The organism is Streptomyces sp. NPDC096193, assembly GCF_040302905.1.
In the GTDB taxonomy this organism is placed as follows: domain Bacteria; phylum Actinomycetota; class Actinomycetes; order Streptomycetales; family Streptomycetaceae; genus Streptomyces.
Map to the genome: position 1 here is coordinate 92,840 of NZ_JBEOSJ010000019.1, position 17,189 is coordinate 110,028.

The 17,189-nt window shown below is 67.7% G+C and carries 14 protein-coding genes; 3 read left to right on the top strand and 11 right to left on the bottom strand.

Going from position 1 to position 17,189, the window contains the following annotated elements; translation table 11 throughout:
* Nucleotides 1–463 precede the first annotated feature (463 nt).
* A complete protein-coding gene (locus ABTX78_RS25410) occupies nt 464–3,928 on the top strand; it encodes an NB-ARC domain-containing protein (RefSeq protein WP_352209102.1) in 3,465 nt (1,154 codons plus the stop codon).
* Nucleotides 3,929–4,239: 311 nt separating this feature from the next.
* On the opposite strand, the gene ABTX78_RS25415 is transcribed toward ABTX78_RS25410, so the two are convergent.
* From ABTX78_RS25415 to ABTX78_RS25430, 4 genes are all read right to left on the bottom strand, one after another.
* Nucleotides 4,240–5,388 carry a site-specific integrase gene (locus ABTX78_RS25415; RefSeq protein ID WP_352209103.1) on the bottom strand — a complete coding sequence of 383 codons (1,149 nt, stop codon included), beginning with the start codon at nt 5,386–5,388 and terminating at the stop codon, nt 4,240–4,242.
* The gene (locus ABTX78_RS25420; RefSeq protein ID WP_352209104.1) at nt 5,388–5,585 is read right to left on the bottom strand and encodes a helix-turn-helix domain-containing protein; all 198 of its coding nucleotides are present in this window, start codon (nt 5,583–5,585) and stop codon (nt 5,388–5,390) included. Before ABTX78_RS25420 ends, ABTX78_RS25415 begins: the two co-directional genes overlap by 1 nt.
* A 165-nt stretch (nt 5,586–5,750) precedes the next feature.
* Nucleotides 5,751–6,998, bottom strand: coding sequence for a DUF3631 domain-containing protein (locus ABTX78_RS25425; protein ID WP_352209105.1), 1,248 nt, complete (start codon nt 6,996–6,998; stop codon nt 5,751–5,753).
* 346 nt (nt 6,999–7,344) lie between these two features.
* Entirely contained in the window at nt 7,345–8,256 is a 912-nt protein-coding gene (locus ABTX78_RS25430) for a bifunctional DNA primase/polymerase (protein WP_352209106.1), read from the bottom strand.
* Between the two features lie 272 nt (nt 8,257–8,528).
* Between ABTX78_RS25430 and ABTX78_RS25435 the strand changes: the two genes are divergently transcribed.
* Nucleotides 8,529–8,963, top strand: coding sequence for an ester cyclase (locus ABTX78_RS25435; RefSeq protein ID WP_352209107.1), 435 nt, complete (start codon nt 8,529–8,531; stop codon nt 8,961–8,963).
* Between the two features lie 101 nt (nt 8,964–9,064).
* On the opposite strand, the gene ABTX78_RS25440 is transcribed toward ABTX78_RS25435, so the two are convergent.
* The 7 genes from ABTX78_RS25440 to ABTX78_RS25470 form a co-directional block, all read right to left on the bottom strand.
* On the bottom strand, nt 9,065–9,373 hold the full coding sequence (locus ABTX78_RS25440; RefSeq protein ID WP_352209108.1) for a hypothetical protein: 309 nt from the start codon (nt 9,371–9,373) through the stop codon (nt 9,065–9,067).
* Between the two features lie 207 nt (nt 9,374–9,580).
* Nucleotides 9,581–11,680 carry a hypothetical protein gene (locus ABTX78_RS25445; protein ID WP_352209109.1) on the bottom strand — a complete coding sequence of 700 codons (2,100 nt, stop codon included), beginning with the start codon at nt 11,678–11,680 and terminating at the stop codon, nt 9,581–9,583.
* A 2-nt stretch (nt 11,681–11,682) separates the two neighbouring features.
* A complete protein-coding gene (locus ABTX78_RS25450) occupies nt 11,683–13,230 on the bottom strand; it encodes a hypothetical protein (RefSeq protein WP_352209110.1) in 1,548 nt (515 codons plus the stop codon).
* Nucleotides 13,231–13,355: 125 nt separating this feature from the next.
* Entirely contained in the window at nt 13,356–14,159 is an 804-nt protein-coding gene (locus tag ABTX78_RS25455) for a phosphoadenosine phosphosulfate reductase (protein WP_352209111.1), read from the bottom strand.
* On the bottom strand, nt 14,156–15,163 hold the full coding sequence (locus tag ABTX78_RS25460) for a DUF2637 domain-containing protein (RefSeq protein WP_352209112.1): 1,008 nt from the start codon (nt 15,161–15,163) through the stop codon (nt 14,156–14,158). Before ABTX78_RS25460 ends, ABTX78_RS25455 begins: the two co-directional genes overlap by 4 nt.
* Complete coding sequence (locus ABTX78_RS25465) at nt 15,160–15,444, bottom strand: DUF6303 family protein (RefSeq protein ID WP_352209113.1); 285 nt, start codon at nt 15,442–15,444, stop codon at nt 15,160–15,162. The genes ABTX78_RS25460 and ABTX78_RS25465 overlap by 4 nt, the downstream gene beginning before the upstream one ends.
* Nucleotides 15,444–15,707 carry a DUF6284 family protein gene (locus ABTX78_RS25470; RefSeq protein ID WP_352209114.1) on the bottom strand — a complete coding sequence of 88 codons (264 nt, stop codon included), beginning with the start codon at nt 15,705–15,707 and terminating at the stop codon, nt 15,444–15,446. Before ABTX78_RS25470 ends, ABTX78_RS25465 begins: the two co-directional genes overlap by 1 nt.
* Nucleotides 15,708–16,470: 763 nt before the next feature.
* Here ABTX78_RS25470 and ABTX78_RS25475 point away from each other — a divergent pair.
* On the top strand, nt 16,471–17,187 hold the full coding sequence (locus tag ABTX78_RS25475; RefSeq protein ID WP_352209115.1) for an XRE family transcriptional regulator: 717 nt from the start codon (nt 16,471–16,473) through the stop codon (nt 17,185–17,187).
* The last annotated feature ends 2 nt before the right edge of the window (nt 17,188–17,189 follow it).

Genomic DNA, 17,189 nt, shown 5'->3' on the forward strand with positions numbered 1-17,189 from the left:
GCCCCAGGTGGCAGACCCCGCCGGCGTCCGAGCGCCCGTACCAGTAGGCATGGCAGCCCTCGGAGGGATACCTGTCGATAACACGTTATGACGCTTAGCGAAAGAGGATGGGGCCACTGCGGTGCGAGGTCATCCGCCAGCTGCTAGCTGGTGGTGGGGTGTCCCGGAGCTTTCGTACACCCACACCTGAGGTAACGGCGTGCCTTCCGCATGACCGCACCAGCGGGGATTCGCGGGGGCCGATGGCAACCTACGGCGACGAGGTAGTGCGGATTACTGGATGAGGGCCAAAGTCTTGGCCTTGGCCGCACCTTGGCGGAATCATCCTGCTATGAGCTTTAAGGGGCGATGGGGAGTACGGGCTGCGGGCGTGGTGTGTTCGGCTGCTGTTGTCTGGCTGTGTGCAACAGCGGTGAGGGACGGGTGGGGTGACGCTGATCCCGTCGCCAGTGTCTTCGGGGGTTTGGCAGGTGTTTTTGCCTTAGGCATCGCCGTGCGCGTCGAGAACCGCACCACTGCAGCGGCGGGTCTGCCGGTGTCGGAGGCGCCAGTGGTGCCGGAGTGGGTGCAGGGCCGGCCCGAGGCCGAGGAAGTGATCGCCATGGTGTCCCGCCGAAGATGGGGAGCAGGAGATGCGGTGGGGATCACCACGGGACTGCACGGTGCGGGCGGGTTCGGGAAGACGACGCTGGCAAGGGTGGTGTGCGCGGACCGCAGGATCCGGCGGCGTTTCGGCGGCCGCGTCTATCTAGTGACGATCGGCCGGGATGTGCGGGGGAGGGCAGCAGTTGCAGCGAAGGTTGCCGAGGTGACCCGATACCTGACTGGCGACACCCGCGAAACGGGCTCCGACCCCGATCTGGCTGGGGCTCACTTGGGCGGACTGCTATCGCAGCGGCCGCGGATGCTGCTCGTACTGGACGATGTGTGGGAGGCCGAGCAACTCGAACCCTTCCTCCAAGGAGCCGAGGGGCGTTGTGTACGGCTGGTGACCACGCGCAGGCCAGAGGCGCTGCCGATTGGAGCGGCGCGGGTAATGGTCGACCGAATGACCCGAGAACAGGCGCAGGCTGTCCTTACTCACAACCTGCCGCCCCTGCCGGAGGCATTGGTACGGGCGCTCGTAGCGGCGACAGGACAATGGGCGCTGCTGCTGCGTATGGCCAACCAGCGCATCGCCGCTCAGACAGCCACCGGCGCGGATGTGGCTGTCGCCGCACAGCAGTTGTTAGAACAGCTGCGCGCGGGTGGACCAGCCAGCGCGGACGACCCCGATACACCGCTGGATCTGGACGACCCGGTGCGCCGGAGCCTCGCAGTGCAAGCGAGCATCAAGGCGGCCACCACCCTGCTGCCCGCCGACGGCGCTCGCCGGTTCTCGGAGCTGGGCATCTTTGCTGAGGACGAAGCGATCTCTCTGCACTTGATCGCCCGGCTTTGGCAAGCCGCCGACAACCTGACCGAGTCGCAGGCCAGGACTTTGTGCAAGCAGATGGCTGACCTTTCGCTGCTCACCCTCGACACCACTGTGCCAGGCGGTGCAGCCCGTTTGCATGACGTCGTGCGCGATTACCTGCGCGCTGAACTCGCCGACGACCTGGCAACGGTGAACGGCTTACTGGTCGACGCCCTCGTAGCCGATCTTCCAAATGCCCCTTCATTCTGCACCGCCTATGAAGATCTGCGTGCCTGGTGGCAGATCCCCGAGGGCTACTTACGAGATCATCTCATCGAGCACCTCATGGACGCTGGCCGTACCAATCTGGCGGAAGCCGTAGCCAGCGACTTGCGCTGGATACGAGCCCGGCTGGACCAGCGCGGATTGACCGCCCCCCGCCGCGACTTGAACCGCGTGGGTACATCAACCGCCCGCGCTCTCGCGGAAGAGCTCGTTAACGCCCACGGCATACTCTCTAGAACCGACCCTCCGCACGTTGTGGAATCCGTCCTGCGCAGCAGGCTGCTCGTCGTACCGCACTGGGCATCTCAGACCGATGCTTTCCCGCTGGCTTTCCCTTCCCTTACTGACAGGTGGGCACCTCCAGACTCTTGGGAGCCTGCGCCTCTTGCCGGGGCCACCGCCGAGGTGAACGGAGTCGCAGTCGGCCCGGACGGGACTTGGCTTGTCACAGGCGACCGTGACGGCAAGGTGCGAATCTGGGACGCCTCTGGAACCCTGACGCGCACCCTCGACGGTCACACCGGTGCGGTGAATGTGGTAGCTATCAGTGCAGACGGGACCTGGTTCGCCACCGGCGGCCGTGACGGGCGCATACGAATTTGGGACCCCGAGAGCGGGTCCCTGCGCCATACCATGACCAGCTATGCGGGTGCGGTGAAGGCGGTAGCTATCAGCCCAGACGGGACCTGGTTCGCCACCAGCAGCCGTGACGGACGGGTGCGAATCTGGGACCCGACCACCGGCGTCTGCCGACACACCTTCAATAGCCGTTTCGACGGAGCGGTCGCGGTCAGCCCAGACGGGAGCTGGCTCGTCACCGGCGACGTTCGCGCGGTCCAGATTTGGACCTCAGATGGAAACCTGCGCCAGACCATATACAACCAGCACGGTGCGGTGAACGCGGTTGCGATCAGCCCGGACGGAGCCTGGTTCGCCACCGGGGGACATGACGGGATGGTGCGGGTCTGGGACCCCGCCGGGACCCTGATTCACACCTTCGCCGGTCACGTCAGTGCGGTGAATGCGGTTGCAATCAGCCCGGACGGAGCCTGGTTCGCCACCGGCGGACACGACCGGGCGGTGCGGGTCTGGGACCCCGCCGGGACCCTGATTCACACCTTCGCCGGTCACATCAGTGCGGTGAACGCGGTTGCGATCAGCCCGGACGGAGCCTGGTTCGCCACCGGCGGACACGACGGGATGGTCCGGGTCTGGGACCCCGCCGAGATCCTGCGCCGAGACGTTACTCGCCAACCAGGTGTAGCGGACGCAGTCGTTGTCAGGCCGGAAAGAATCTGGCTGGCCACCGGAGGCGACGACCGGACAGTGCGGATCCTGGACCCCGTGGCCGAGTCGAGGCGTACCCCCTGCCCAGACCACATTGGAAATCAACGCGCGGTGGCAGTTAGTCAGGACGGCACCTGGCTCGCCACCGGGAGCCACGATGGGGCAGTGCAGGTTTGGACCCTTCCCGCTGGAACCCTACGCCGCACCCTCGTCGGCCATTCCAGCAAGGTAAACGCGGTGGCAATAAGCCCGGATGGCGCGTGGATAGCCACCGGCGGCGACGACCGGGCGGTGCGGATCTGGGACCCTTCCACAGGGACCTGCACCCGTATCCCCGGATATCTCGATGGCGCCGTCTACGCGGTGGCAATCAACCCAGAGGCAGAGTGGATCGCCACTGGAAGCCGCGGCGGGACAGCATGTATCTGGGACTGCAACACGGGGACGCTGCGCCACTCCTTTACCGGTCACGATGGTGCTGTGTACGCAGTCGCGGTCAGCCCAGACGGCACGTGGCTCGCCACCGGCAGCCAGGGGGGGACAGTGCGGATTTGGGACTGCAACACGGGGACGCTGCATCGCACTCTCGCTGGCCACACCGGAGCTGTGACTGCAATCGCCGCCAGTCCAGACGGCACTTGGCTCGTCACCGGCAGCCGTGACGGGACAGCGCGGATCTGGCAATCCGACACCGGGACACTGCGCCACACCCTTGTCAACCACGAAGGACGAGTGAACGCGGTCGCGGTCAGTCCGCACGGCAACTGGCTCACCACCAGCAGCAAACATGTGGTGCGGATCTGGGACCCCACCACTGGAGAACCTCTGACGCTGATGCGCACCGAGGGCAATCTGTTCTCCTGCGCCTGGGGTCCCGACAATCGTTCGCTGTTCGCCGCAGGTGACCAGGGCCTGCACGGATACGACTTTCACCCGAGCACCCCTGGTCCCGTCCCGTGAATCCAGCCCCGACCACGGGTGAGTAGCACGCCTTCACCGTGGATCGAAGAGCTCAACATCACGGTGCCGAGCAGGACGGTCCCCGCTTGTCTTGAGCCCTGCGGGTCGGGTCCACATAGGCGAAAGGCGTTTCCCTTCCGACACGCTCGCGATGGGCCTTAACTAGGGCGCAGGCTCCTGGCACTGGAGAACCCTGCGACGGGCGTTAGTCGCAGGAGCATGACGTTCGAGACCGTCCGCGCCAACCAGCAACGCCCCCGCAGCGAATCCCTGCCGGGGCCTTGCTAGTCGGTACGGCTTGGGGTAGTTGCTCAGTTAGGTTTGCGTCTGCGCTGCAGTAGGCGGTCCATGTGTCCCATCGCTTCGCGCCTGTTGTCGTCGGAGACATGGGTATAGATGTTCATCGTGACGGCGATCTGAGAATGTCCCAAAATCTCCATCACGACTCGGGCCGGCACGCCTGCGGCGAATAGCAGCGTGGCGCACCCGTGGCGGGCGTCGTGCAGCCGGATGCGGGGGAGCCCTGCGTCATCCGTGACGCGTTCGAACGAGCGGCTGAGGTTCCTCGGCTCTACCGGACGGCCGGTGCGAGTCGTGAACACGTAGTCGCTGTCCTGCCAGGTCCCGCCAGCGACGTGGCGCTGAGCGAATTGACGGAGGCGCTGCCAACGCAGCGGAGCCACGCACATCAGCGGGATGGGAATGGCGCGAGTACGGCGGTTCTTGGTGGTGTCCGCGTAGAGCTCCTTCTGTACGCGCTGAAGCTGATTCCGCACCGTTAGAGTGCGGCGTTCCAGATCGATGTCCGACCACCGCAACCCAAGGATCTCCCCTCTGCGCAGCCCCAGCGACACGGCCAGTACGAAGGCCGTATACAGTGGATCCTTCCGTGCCACCTCCAAAAAGGCCATCGTCTGGTCCAGGTCCCACGGCTTGAGCTCCCGGGGCTGCACGCGGGGGGCGGGAACGAGTTTGACTACGTTCCTGCTGATGAGTTCCTCACGGCAAGCGGCTGTGAGCGCACTGCGTAGTACGCGATGCGATTCCTTAGCCGTGGCCGCCGACGCCTGTGCCGTTACGGCTGTGAGCAGGCGACGAACATCCGCTGCGCCCAAGGTCTCCAGGCGCTTGGAGCCGATGTGCGGGACGAGATAACGGCGCACGTGTGTCTCATATTTGGCGTACGTCGTCTTCTTGCGGTCGTTCCTGACGAACTCCTCCAGCCAGTAGGGCAGCCACTCGGAGAGTTTGGCGGAACGCGTCGGGGTTGGCACACCCTGCCGGTCCCGCAGAACCAACTCTTGCCGTTTGGTGTCGCATTCTTCCCAGGTGGCTCCGTAGACCGTCTTTCGCTTGCGGGTCCCGTCCGGCTGTGGGACGTAGACGCGGGCTTCGTATCGGCCGTCTTTGCGGCGCCAGATGCTGCCGGCGCCGTTGGGGTTCCTCTTCTTGGGCGCCATCAGGCTGATTCCTCCAGCTTGGTTTCCATGAAGGTGCGGAGAGACTCCGCGGGAATGCGGCGGCAGCGGCCGACGGTGTAGCTCTTGAGCTGCCCGGAGCGGATGAGGTTGTAGACCATGAAGCGGCTGAGCTTGAGGGCTTCCATGGCGTCGGGGACCATGAGCGCGGTGTGGGTCGGGGGCAGGGGCGTACTCACTGCGACCTCCAGAGCCGATGCGTTCGCTTCTTCTGAGGGATCCGCCACGTCCGCCACGCCGCCACATCGCAGGTCAGAGCCTTGATCATGTGGCGGTTAGCGGTTTTGTGGCGGATAGGTGCCGCCACACCCAGGGGTGTGGCGGCACCGAAGTGGCCGGGTTGGTTAGCCGGCGAGTACGGGCTGTGTGGCGGTTTCCGCGGACATGTGGCGGATGGCTGTGGCGCTATCCGCCACGGATGCACCCCTGCTGACCTGCGGTGTGGCGGCTGTGGCGGACGTGGCGGATTCTCCGGGGGGCGGAGGGCAGTACCTGACCCAGGCGTCTGCGAGGTCTTCCGCGTAGTAGCCCTTGGGGAACCCGGAGGGGGTGCGGATGCCACGCGACTTGATGGGCTTGTTGCTCGCGGTGACGTACTGCCCCAACAGCCGGCCGAGCGTGCGGGAGTTGATCGGCTTGTCGTCCAGATCGCCCCATGGACCGTCGTCCATGTGGAGCAGGCATTCGATGATGACGGCGGTGGGCATGCGGTCCGCGCCGCAGAACACCTTGTCCCGCAGATCGGTCAACAGACGGATACCGATGGAGGATTCGTCGTTGTCGTGGGCTGCGCTGATCAGCTCCACACAGGCAATCCGAGCCCTGGTCGGCCAGTCGCCTCCGGCAGCGTCCGCGACGGCGAGCAGGGGCTCCCACACGTCGGCGGGGCGGTCGGTGACGCCCTCGGGCATCTCGGGCCACGCGTTCGCCACGCGGTCCCGGACGGTGTCGGCCCACTCGGCGAGCCGGTCCCGCAAGGCGTGGCCTTGCTTCTCGTGGGTGCGCTGCCGGTAGGGCTCGACCTTCTCGTTCGGGGCGCGCTTGCGCATACGGACGATGACCGAGCGGGTCAGGACGGTGTCGGGCAGGGACCCGAGTCCGGCCATGGCGACCGCGCAGTAGGAGCCGAAGATCTGAGCGTTCTGGTTCGACCCGTCCCCGACGCACCGCAGGGCGCCGCCGCTGCGCCGGTAGCCGGCGTTCAGGAAGCCTCGCAGTGCTTCATCCGCCCCTGCTTTGGGGCCGAAGATGGTGTCCACCTCATCGAATAGAACCGTGGGCAGGCCGGCTGAGGAGTCGACGAGCCGATAGAGGGCGTTCGCGGAGGCGGACACTGTCGTCATGGGCCGGGGGGTGAGGAGTTCCACGATCTCCAGCGCCCGTGACTTGCCCGATCCGGGCTCTGGGGAGAGGAACGCGATCCGCGGGGTGGTCTCGAAGCACTCGATCAGGTGCGCGTGTGCGTCCCACAGGGTGACGGCGACGTATGCGGCTTCGCGGGGGAAGACGTTGAAGCGGCGGTGGAAGGCTTCCACCTCGTTGAGCACTGCGGCTCCGTCGATGGACGGGCCGGGAGCCTGGTTGCTGGTCATGCGGCGGTCCTCCCTTCCTGGGAGCTCCGGAGCGGGCAGATGTCTCGGTGGGTTTCGTGTTCGGTGATCAGGGCCAGCACCCGGGGTCGGCCCACAGCACTGCGGTCCCGGCCGCACAGGCATTTCGACGTGGCGGTGGGTACGGCGCCGCGTGGGGCGCAGATGTGCAGCCACGCGATCGGATATCGGCCGTCGCCCGGCTGCAGGTCAGGGCGAACAGCAGTGGGGACGCCTTCGGCGACGCCCTTCGGCGCGCCTACCGACCGCTGGCGCGTGGTCGGTTCGGCGTCCTGCGGGTGCGTCGTGGTGGCCGGTTGGCCTTCCAAGGGGGGATGGGGTGGGGTGCTCATGCCGCGTCCCGGGGCCGGGCTTTGCGGATGGAGCTGTCCAGTGCGCTGCGGATCGTGGCGCGGCACTCGGCAGCGGCGAGTCCCCGCGCCTCTCCCGCCGCTTGGAAGGCTTCCTCCACCACGTGACGGGGGATGTCGGCCCACGCGACGAAGCGGCCCACCTTGAAGGCGCTCCGGTTGAGCGTGATGTTGCCCGCCCCGTCCGGTGCGGCCATCACGGTCCGGCATTCGCGCTCTAGAGCGGCGGTGGCGGCGCGACTGCCGCTGATCGTGGGCCATGCGAACGGGATGACCGGCCGGGGCGTGGGTTTGTTCAGCAGGCCCACGATCCATGCGGGCAGCTCCGCGGGTGCCCTCTGGTCGGTGGCGGTGTAGAGGCCGGCCGGCGTAGTGGAGCTGGCCGCGACGACATAGCCGCCCCAGCCGCGGGTGTCGATCAGCGGGGCGAGGCTGCCCGCGGTGTTGCCCAGCCGACTGCCGGTCGGGGCGGTGAAGTATAGGTGCCATCCGCCGCTCGCGGTCCGGATCCGGTGGGTGGTGGGGATGGGCTGCCCGGTGCGCTCGCAGAGCGCTTCAAAGGTCGCCGCGCCGCAAGGCGCGTCCCCTTTGCTGTTGTCCTTCGGCTGGTCAAGGTCCACGACCAGCAGCCCTGAAGGGCCGGTAGCGATGCCGATGTTGAACGGTGCCCGTGCCCATGTGTCGTGGATGCGGTCGGGGTCGGTGGTGGCGCGTTGCTCCCATTTGCGGTGTCCGTCCGCGCACGCGCCGGTGCGCGTGCAGGATGCTTCTCCGTGCAGCGCGGGCCGCTTGGTGCCGGGGCGGAGGGGGAAGACGTGCCAGCCGCTTTGAGCGGCAGACAGTGCGGCGGTGAGTAAGGCCACTCGCCTACGGTCGGTGGGATGGGTCATGCTGGGAGACCTCCAGTTCGTGTGGCGTGCTGGTGGCAAGGGCGGCCCCATGTCATTGGCGTGAGAGGGGGCCGCCCTTGGCGTAGCTAGTGCCGCATCAGGCAAAGTTCGCCCTGTTGTCGGCGTGACGAGTTACGCGCATGGCTGCTTTCGGGTGATCGCACACAGAAGCCCGGCGCGGCGGCAGTGTCGCCCCGTGGCCGGGCGGGTCATGCTTCCGGTCGGCTACGCCGGTTCCTCCGGCGGTGCAACACCACGCGCAGAGGAGCCCGGTGTCGAGCGAAGAGAACAAGAGGTTGGTTCGCCGCTTCTACGCGGAGATCGACAAGGGCAACGTGGAGGCCATGGACGATCTCGTGGCCGAGGACTACGTGGACCACTCCCCGCCACCGTTTCCAGGACTCGGGGCCGGTCGCGAGGGGCTCAAACAGGCCTTCCGCCTCTTCTGGGAGGCCACTCCCGGGACCCATGAGATCGAAGACCAGATCGCGGAGGGCGACAAAGTGGTGACCCGGATGACGGCCCGTGGAGTGCATGAAAGGGATCTTCCCGGTATTTCCGCCACCGGTAACCAGCTCACGATGACGGCGACGGTGATGCACCGCATCGAAAACGGCAGGCTCGCCGAGAAGTGGTCGGACAAGGACCTTCTCGGATTCCTCCAGCAGCTCGGCGTCATCCCGCCACCCGGCGGGACGCCGGGATAGTCCTGGCGGCACCCTTGAGGACCCGCCAGGCAGGTTGCCGGATGGCGTCCGCCTCCGGGGCGTGGCGTCCGCCTCCAGGGCGAACCTTGCCTGATGCGGCACTAGGCCCGGTTGCGGGCGAGCTTGAGGGTGATGCCACCGACCCCGATGGGTCCGGCGGCGCCGGCGATGACGGTCGCGGTGTGGGCCGCGACGTCGAGGAGGAACGCGAGCGCGGTGACCAGTCCCCAGCCGCCCAGGACAGCGGCCCCGGCGATCGCGAACGGGACCAGGAGCCGCCGCACCGTGATGGCGTTGTGGGTCGTCGCCGCGGCGACGATGACGACCGGCTGACCGGTCGCCTGTGCGCGGTTCCAGATGTCGGCGGGTATGTGCGGGGCGATGATGCCGGGCGGGTCGTTGTGGCCCATGGCGAGCTCCTCGGGGTATGCCGCGGGCCCGCGGCAGAAGAGGCGCGGGCCCGGGCGGTGAGAGGGGTTGTCTTGTCGCGTTGCTTGTCGTGTGGCTTGTCGCTTGTCTTGTCTTGTCGCTTGTCGCCTCCCAGGTCAAAGCCCCTTTCGGCCCGCACAGAGCCGCATACGGTCCTTCTCGGGGGAGGCCCGACAAGCGACAACCGGTCAACTCTCGCCAGGCGTTTCGGGGGCGTGGCGCTGGTGGACGTAGCGGGCTTTGGTGCCGGTCCCGATCCGCACCGCGGTGCCGTCGTCGGTCCACGTCTTGAGCCAGCCGACGACGGTCTGCCGGGTGGTGCCGTGGACGTCGGCGAGCGCCCGAGCGATCGCGGACGCCCCCGTGCCGTCCGGTCCGGCGGCGAGCAGCAGCGCGAGCGCGTCCTGCCGCGCGGCGTTGTCCTCGCTCCGCAGCGCGGACAAGTTCAACCCCTGCCCGGTCGGGGCTTCCGACTCGTCGTCCGGCTCGCTGGTCGTGCCGAACTGGGCGTCGATCTGCTCCATGAACTTCCGCGCCAACGCGTCCTCATCGCTGCGGGACGGGCCGGTCGGCGGCTGCTCGCCTCGGAGTGCGGAGAGGTTCAGCCCGCCCGCGTTCCCCGGCTGCGCGTCGGTGTCCGTCGAGCGGTGGGCGGCCGTGTCGCGCATCCACGCGGTACGGTCCGGATCCCACCGCGACGTGTAGGCGTCGCCAGCCGCCTCTGCCGAGATCTTGTCCAGCTGCGGATGCAGGTCGGACGTCGCGGCGACGATGTCCCTGATCTGGTTCGGCAGGATGCGCCAGTTCTTGAACAGCGCGGCCCGGGACTGCGGGGTGCCCATGAACCCGGCCCCGGGGTAGGGGGCCTGTTCGACCTTGATGCCTTTGACGCCGGGGAAGATCTTCCCCAGGTCCATGCCTTCGACTTCGCCGCCGGTGAGGCAGACGCGGGTCTTGGCCTCGCGGCGGATCATCAGGTTCCCGAGCACGGATCCGGTGGCACCGAGCGCGGTCAGGACGGTGCGGATGCCCATGGCGCGCAGCAGCCGGATCACTTCGAGGATCTTCTTGGCGAGTTCCTTCATGTTCCGGTCGGTGCTGGTCAGGATCTCCGCGCCCTCGTCGATGACGAGCATGATCTGCGGGATCTTGGCGCTGATGGGGAGCTTGTCGTCGTTCCGCTCCGCCATCAGGTCCTGGTAGGCGACCTTGCGGTGGAGGCCGATGGCGAGCGCCGTGTCCAGCATCAGCAGCGCCTCGGCATGGGTGGAGGCGAGCCAGTCCACGCCGGGCCGCATGCCCTCCACGAACCCACCTTCGCTGCCGAGGGCGGATCGGACCCACGGCAGGCCGGCCGACCCGGCGTTGAGGTCGATGACCCAGGTGAGGGCGTCGGTGGTGCGGGCGAACCCGGCGAGGATGACGTGCACCATGTTCGACTTGCCCGACCCCGTCGGCCCGACGACGAGAGCGCACTGCTCGCGCAGGAACACGCAGATCTCTTCCGCGTTGGTGCGGTAGCCCCACGGGATCCCTGTGTAGATCGACAGCGGCCCGTACTCGTCCGGGTAGCTGCGCTCTTCCACCAGCACGTTCACGGTGGTCACGTCGATCAGGACGCGGCCCTGGTCGATGCCCTGCGATGCCGATGCGGTGCAGCCGTGCGGCAGCCTCGCGTCGGCCGACAGGCCGGGAGAGTATCCGGCGATCTTGTCCCAGGTCGTGCCACCGGCCGGGAGAGCTGCGTCGATGGTGAAACCCGTACCGGTGGGCCAGAACTCCACGGCGAGCACCCGCAGGGTCACCCCGCAGACACGCTGGACACGGTCGACCCACTCCGCAGCGATCGCCCGGCGCTCAGCGGAGAGTTCGGCGGCGATCTGGCGTTCGGCGGCGGCGATGGCCTCTTCCTCCCGCGCTTCCTCCCAGTGGGCTGAGTTGCGGGCGGCGGCGCCGATGCCGATGCCGATGGTGGCGAGCGATCCGATGGCGGCCCAGGTGAGGGGGCCGGTGGCCATGGCCCAGGTGGTCCACCCGCCGGCGACGAGCCAGGACGCGGCGCGGGAGGCGATGGTGCGGCCCATGCTGCGCACCTTGAGGGCGGCGACGGCGTGTCCGAGGGCTCCGGCGGTGCCGGCGGCGAGGGCCCAGCCGGGGGGCATGCCGGTGGCTGCTCCGGTGGTGGCGAGGGCGAAGGCTCCGGTGGTGGCAGACAGAGCGCCGGTCACGGGTCCGTGACCGGCGCTCCAGTCCCACACCGGCCCCGTTGAGGCGGTGTTGGCACTCATGATTAGACGTTCCATCCCTTCTCGGCCTCGGGCCCGTTGCGCGGGTCCTCGTGGCGGGCGATGTCCTGCTCGTGGGCCTGGCGGAACAGCGGCCCCATGTCCTCCGCGACCGCGACCGCGCTCATGACGGCGCCGAAGATGTCGTTGAAGCCGTCCGCGACTTCCTTCTCCAGCGGAAATTCCGAGTCCGAGCGCTCCGCCAAGACCCGCATCACGTTCGCCACGCTGGTGAGCGCGGCGGGGAGGCTTTCGACCATGGCCAGGATCTCCATGGCGCTCTCGGGGTCGTACTGCTGAGCTGCGGATTCCATCTCCGCAGCGGTCTCTTCGAAGTTGAACCCAGACACGGTGACTCCCTCACTGCTCGGGTGATCGGATGCTGTTGCCGGGACGAGACCGGCGGGACGCTCGGCCTGATCCTTGATCTCGTTCGCGTCTGTGCTGGTGGCTTCCGCGTCTGCGGCTGCCTCTTCGGTGTCCTGCGCCTGACGGATCGCCCCGTCACGCTCCGCCCGGTCCAACCGGGCCTGACCCATCAACTGCTGATACAGCCGCCGACCGGGGTGGATGAGGAACGGCAGACGGAACTTCCGCCCCAGCGGGCTGGTCAGCAGCCCGAGCAACCCGAGCGGCAGGGCGAGCAGCGCGGCGAGGAGCCGGCGGCCCTGGAACCGTGCTGTGGATCGGCGCAGTGCCTGCCGGGCGCGCTTGCGTGCCGGTGCCTTGCGCACCGCCGATCGGTTGTTCGCGATGTCCTTGCCGGTGCGCTGATCCTTCGCCGCACGGGCCTTGCGGAGCAGGGCATTGCGACCGGCCGTCGCCTTACCCAGCCCCTTAGCCAGAGCCTTCCCGGCCTTGCCCTTACTCCCCAGGCTGGCAGTGCGCTGTGCGGCCTTGGCAGACCTGCGGGCATCCGCCATGCCGCGGCGGGCAGCGGTGGTCTGCTGCCGGTTCGCGGCCCGCGTCGGCACCGCCTGCTTCTTCGCCGTACGCAGCGCACGCACCTGACCCAGGCGCCCCGAACCACCAAGGCTCTTGGCGGTGCTGGTGGCGCGCTTGCCCTGCCCGTGCTTGCCGCCCCGGGTACCGGATCCAACGGCGGGGCCTTTGCTGGCGTTGGGCTTGGTCCGGCCGCGACCAGCCGTCTTAGTGGTGCCGGCGTTCCCGTTACGGGACTGCTTCGGTATCCCGCCCTTGCGCAGCGAGCGGGCACTGGCGGTCGCTCCGGTCCGTGCGGCCGTACGGGCAGCAGCCTTGCGTTGCTTGCGCCGGTTGTCCTGGCGGCTGCGGACCGTTGCGGCCGTGCCGAGGACGACGGCACCGGTCATGGCGATGGCTGCGGCGATCGGCCCGCCCGCGAGAGCGGCGGTGGCGACCATGCCCGCGGTGCTGTTCGCCCCGACCGTGGCCAGCGGCAGTACGGGCCAGCCGCCGGGCGTGTGCTCAACCTCCGCGGCCGGTGCACTCGGCTGGGACTCGGGGGGCTGCGGGGGCGGTGATTCGGGTGCAGCCGCGGGGGCCGCTACCGCTTCGGTGCTGGTGTCGGTCATGCTGAAGGCACTCCTCGTGTGGAGTTAGGGGCCCGGCCGGATCTGTGGTGGAGAGGGCCGGGCCCTGCGAATGCGGGATAAGCGGCGCGCTGTTCCTCGGTGTTCGACGTGGCTTGGGACGTGGTTCAGGTCCAGCAGGAGGTGCTGTCGCAGCCCTCGTCGTCGTGGTCGAAGAGGGGCAGTTGGGTGCCGTACTTGAACAGCTCCTGCAGGGGGCGGCCGGCGCGGGTGAGGTAGACCGGCGGCTTGCCCTTGGCGGCGAGGTGGGTGTTGATCGTGTCTTCGACCTCACAGGCCCGGGCGAATCGCTCAGGCTCCTGCTCGTACATGGCCTGCCATTCGGGGATCTTCCGCATGGGGCAGAAGTCGCAGCTGCTCTTCGGCGGCATGGGCAGGCCGGCGGAGCGGATGATGCGCGGGCAGTCTGCCCGACGGATGCCGAGTTCCAGCAGCGGATAGACCAGCTGCTCATACGGCATGGCCCGATTGGGGTTGGCGCGGCTCATCTCATCCACGCTGATGCCCACCGCGACGGTGGCCTTGCTGCCGCGGGTCGCGCCATGCGCCTTCAGCCACGCCCCGGTGACCTCGATCTTGAACTCTCGAGTGCAGACCCGAGAACCCGGCTTGCCGTTGCTCAGGTAGACCGGGATGGTCTGCCGTCGCCCGCTACTGGTCATGATGCGCTGCCGGATCGTCTCCGTCTCACCGCGGCGTTCGCGGTGTAGCTCGATCAGATCCAGGCCGTGGGCAGCTGCATAGGGGGCGGCATGCTGTTCGACGTAGCGCAGAGTTCCGGGATTCTCGCTGTCGGAACCGACGTTGGCGAACAGGAAGGTGCGGAAGTCGAGCCGGCCGTGCGCGGCCAGGACCAGGGCGGCGTTGGACTGCCAACCGCCGCCGTAGCTGAACGTTCGCAGGGTCGTCATGCCGGCACCTCCACCGAGGTGGACGTCGACACGCCCTGGTCGCGCAGCTCCTGGTAGTGGCCGTTCACCCAGCCGATCGACCAGCCGCACAGATCGACAGCGGCCCGCACGGAGAGCCCTTCGACATAGGCGGCGTGCACGATGCGCCGGGCGTGGTCCTCGCCAAGCTTCTCGGTCACCGGGCCGTCGGACAGGAGCGCGGTGCGTTCACGAGCGGCCTGCTCCGCCCGCTCGCGCTGTTCACGACGGGCCGCCTGTTCGCGTGCCAGTCCCTCCGCCTCGCGGCGCTGCGTGGCCTCACGTTCACGGTGTTCACGTTCACGCTGCTGCTGTTCACGCTCGCGTTCACGGCGTTCATGCGCCTCCCGCTCAGCACGCTCCCGCGCCTCTGTCTGCTCGCGTTCCTCGCGGCGTGCCGCCTGCTCCCGCTCGGTCTGTTCACGGGCCAACCGGGCCTCGTGCTCACGCTGTTCACGCGCCAGGTTGGCGGCGTGCTCACGCTCCTCACGGGCCCGCTGCTCTGCAGCCTCGCGCCGCTTGCGGTCCGCCTTCTCGTGCTCCGCCCGTTCGGCCTTCTGCTGGGCATTGTGGGCGGCGAGTGCGGTGGTGATGGCGCGCCGGTAGGCGAGCCCGGTCTCTGCTGTGACGATCAGCAGCAGCGGTGCGACCGCGTGTACAGCGACCCCGACCAGGTCCTTTCGCAGGGCGGAGTCGGTGACGTTGAGGGCGAGGGTCATGCAGCCGGTCATCCACCGCAGCACGACCGGCCACCGGCCACCGTCCCCTCCCAGCCGTGCGAGAACGGAGTCGAGGCGGACCACGATGACCACCGCGGCGTCGACCACTAGGGGCAGAATCGGCGCGGTCCAGTCCCAGTCGTCCGGCGTGTGAGCGGCCATCAGCGGAGTGACGGTAAGGATGGAGTAGAGCATCGCGCCGGCCACGATCAGCCACGTGCCAACCGACAACGCGCGCTCCGCTGAACGGATCTGAACACTGTTCATTCCGTCGCCTCCCGCACCGTGGCCGACGCGATCAGCACCACCGCCGACGACGGGTCGCCCAGGATCGCGGAGTCCTCGGTCCACTCCCAGTCAGTGTCGTCCGTGAGCACGTAGCCGAGCGCGGCCACAGCCCGTGAACGCTGTTGAACGGTCGGTACCGCAGCCCAGCGACCGAGGTCCTGCTCGGGCCAGTGCGACTGCCCGTCGAGCCGCGCCACGTACAGCCGCCACCCGCCCGTGGCCGCACGGCGGGACATCTGTGCGGTGAACGTCGCGGCCATCAGGCCACCTCCGGCGAACCCGGTACGGCCCGGTTGGTCAGCTCACGGCGGGCGACCAGCACCCGCCGGCGGGCGCGGCGGATCCGGCGCATGTCCAGCGGCGACGGCGTTCGGTCCAGCACGGTGATCTGCGCGTCGAGCAGTTCCAGCTCCGCCGTGATGACGGGCATCTCCCGCTCGATCGCGTCGAGCTCCGCCGACGTCGGCTCGATCTCCAGGCTGGCGGCGGTGACAAGGGCCTGAAGTGCAACGATGGTCTTCATGGGTCGTGGTCTCCCTAGCAGTAGGCAACGGCCCAAACAGCACCCCCGGAGTAGCCGCTCCGGGGGTGCACGCCGTTGAAGTCGGAGAATCCGGCTCCCCTCAACCCCGCCCGTACGGCACATGGCCGGACGGGCGAGGGAGGCAACCGGCCGCGGCATCCGCCGCGCAGGTGGTCTGACTCCGAAAGTCACCGGCTATCTCGGTGCACTGTCGCGGCAGATCAGGAAGACGCGAGTGGGCGTTGCCGCTCTTTGCCGGTCCAGCACCGATGGCGCCCACGTACTTAACTGCTGCATTGAAACTCCTCTTCTCGCTGGTCATGACAGGGGTGGATCACTGCAAGGGGGAGCTGTGTCCCCACTCTCCGGCCGTTGCTCGCGGTCGCCGGGCCACCTCGCCAGTACGGGCCATATCCCTGTTCCACCTGGCCTTTAGCGGGATTGCAGCGTCCCCGCCCTCTCCTGATGAGCAGCCCAAAGAGGGCCCCTCAGGTGTTGCTGAAACCGCAGTCGCACCGATGGTCGATGCAGTACCTCTATTACAGGTACTGCATCGAGCTCCGTCAAGCTTGGCGGAGAACTCTCCGAACTTCGCGCCGAAACTTCTTGGCGCACCATCAGAATCTCTGCAGGTGGGGGGCGTTGTGCACCGCGCGTGTGGACACCTTGGGGTCATCTCGCTACGTTCAGGACGTCCCTAGACGTCCCACCGGGGGTTGAGATGTCCAACGAGCGCTTGAGATCTGCTCTCTTAGCGCAAGGCATGACCGTGCAGGACCTGGCCGAGTCAATCGAAGTCAACCCAAAGACGGTTGAGCGCTGGATCACGCAAGGGAAGGTCCCCTATCGGCGGCACCAGTACGCGACCGCATCCGTGCTTAAAGTCGAGGTGACGACCCTGTGGGAGGACGCCCGCACGGTGGACAGTGCGGTTGACCTGAGCAAAGCGGAGATTGTGACGGTCTATCCGCATCGGCACATGGTGCCCCCCGGCCTATGGCGGGAGATCTACGAGCGGGCGCAGTCGCACATCGACGTGCTCGTCTACTCCGGCCTGTGGCTATCGGAGGACCCGCTTTTTCACGGCCTGCTCAAGGCCAAGGTGCAGGGAAACGCCCAGGTGCGCATCCTGCTCGGAGACCCCAACTGCGCCGCAGTGCGGCAGCGCGGAATAGACGAGGGTCACCAGATCATGGACGGCAAGATTCGCAACGCATTGATGAACTATCGCCCGCTTTTCAAGAGCCACCCGGACATCGGCTTCCGGCTTCACGATGCGACGCTCTACAACTCACTGTTTCGAGCCGACGACGAGATGCTGGTGAACACTCACGTCTACGGCATCGGCGCGTATATGGCGCCTGTCCTCCACCTACGACGCCTGCCGGGCGGCGGTCTCTTCGAAACCTACGCGAATAGCATCGAACAAACCTGGGGACGCGCACGCCAGGTGACGGATCACGACCTCACGGGAGCTTGACC

Excerpts from the sequence above, each read along its gene's own strand:
- ABTX78_RS25470 (WP_352209114.1), bottom strand. The coding sequence starts at position 15,707 with ATGAAGACCATCGTTGCACTTCAGGCCCTTGTCACCGCCGCCAGCCTG.
- ABTX78_RS25465 (WP_352209113.1), bottom strand. The coding sequence starts at position 15,444 with ATGGCCGCGACGTTCACCGCACAGATGTCCCGCCGTGCGGCCACGGGC.
- ABTX78_RS25415 (WP_352209103.1), bottom strand. The coding sequence starts at position 5,388 with ATGGCGCCCAAGAAGAGGAACCCCAACGGCGCCGGCAGCATCTGGCGC.
- ABTX78_RS25455 (WP_352209111.1), bottom strand. The coding sequence starts at position 14,159 with ATGACGACCCTGCGAACGTTCAGCTACGGCGGCGGTTGGCAGTCCAAC.
- ABTX78_RS25475 (WP_352209115.1), top strand. The coding sequence starts at position 16,471 with ATGACCGTGCAGGACCTGGCCGAGTCAATCGAAGTCAACCCAAAGACG.
- ABTX78_RS25440 (WP_352209108.1), bottom strand. The coding sequence starts at position 9,373 with ATGGGCCACAACGACCCGCCCGGCATCATCGCCCCGCACATACCCGCC.
- ABTX78_RS25425 (WP_352209105.1), bottom strand. The coding sequence starts at position 6,998 with ATGACCAGCAACCAGGCTCCCGGCCCGTCCATCGACGGAGCCGCAGTG.
- ABTX78_RS25450 (WP_352209110.1), bottom strand. The coding sequence starts at position 13,230 with ATGACCGACACCAGCACCGAAGCGGTAGCGGCCCCCGCGGCTGCACCC.
- ABTX78_RS25445 (WP_352209109.1), bottom strand. The coding sequence starts at position 11,680 with ATGAGTGCCAACACCGCCTCAACGGGGCCGGTGTGGGACTGGAGCGCC.
- ABTX78_RS25430 (WP_352209106.1), bottom strand. The coding sequence starts at position 8,256 with ATGACCCATCCCACCGACCGTAGGCGAGTGGCCTTACTCACCGCCGCA.
- ABTX78_RS25460 (WP_352209112.1), bottom strand. The coding sequence starts at position 15,163 with ATGAACAGTGTTCAGATCCGTTCAGCGGAGCGCGCGTTGTCGGTTGGC.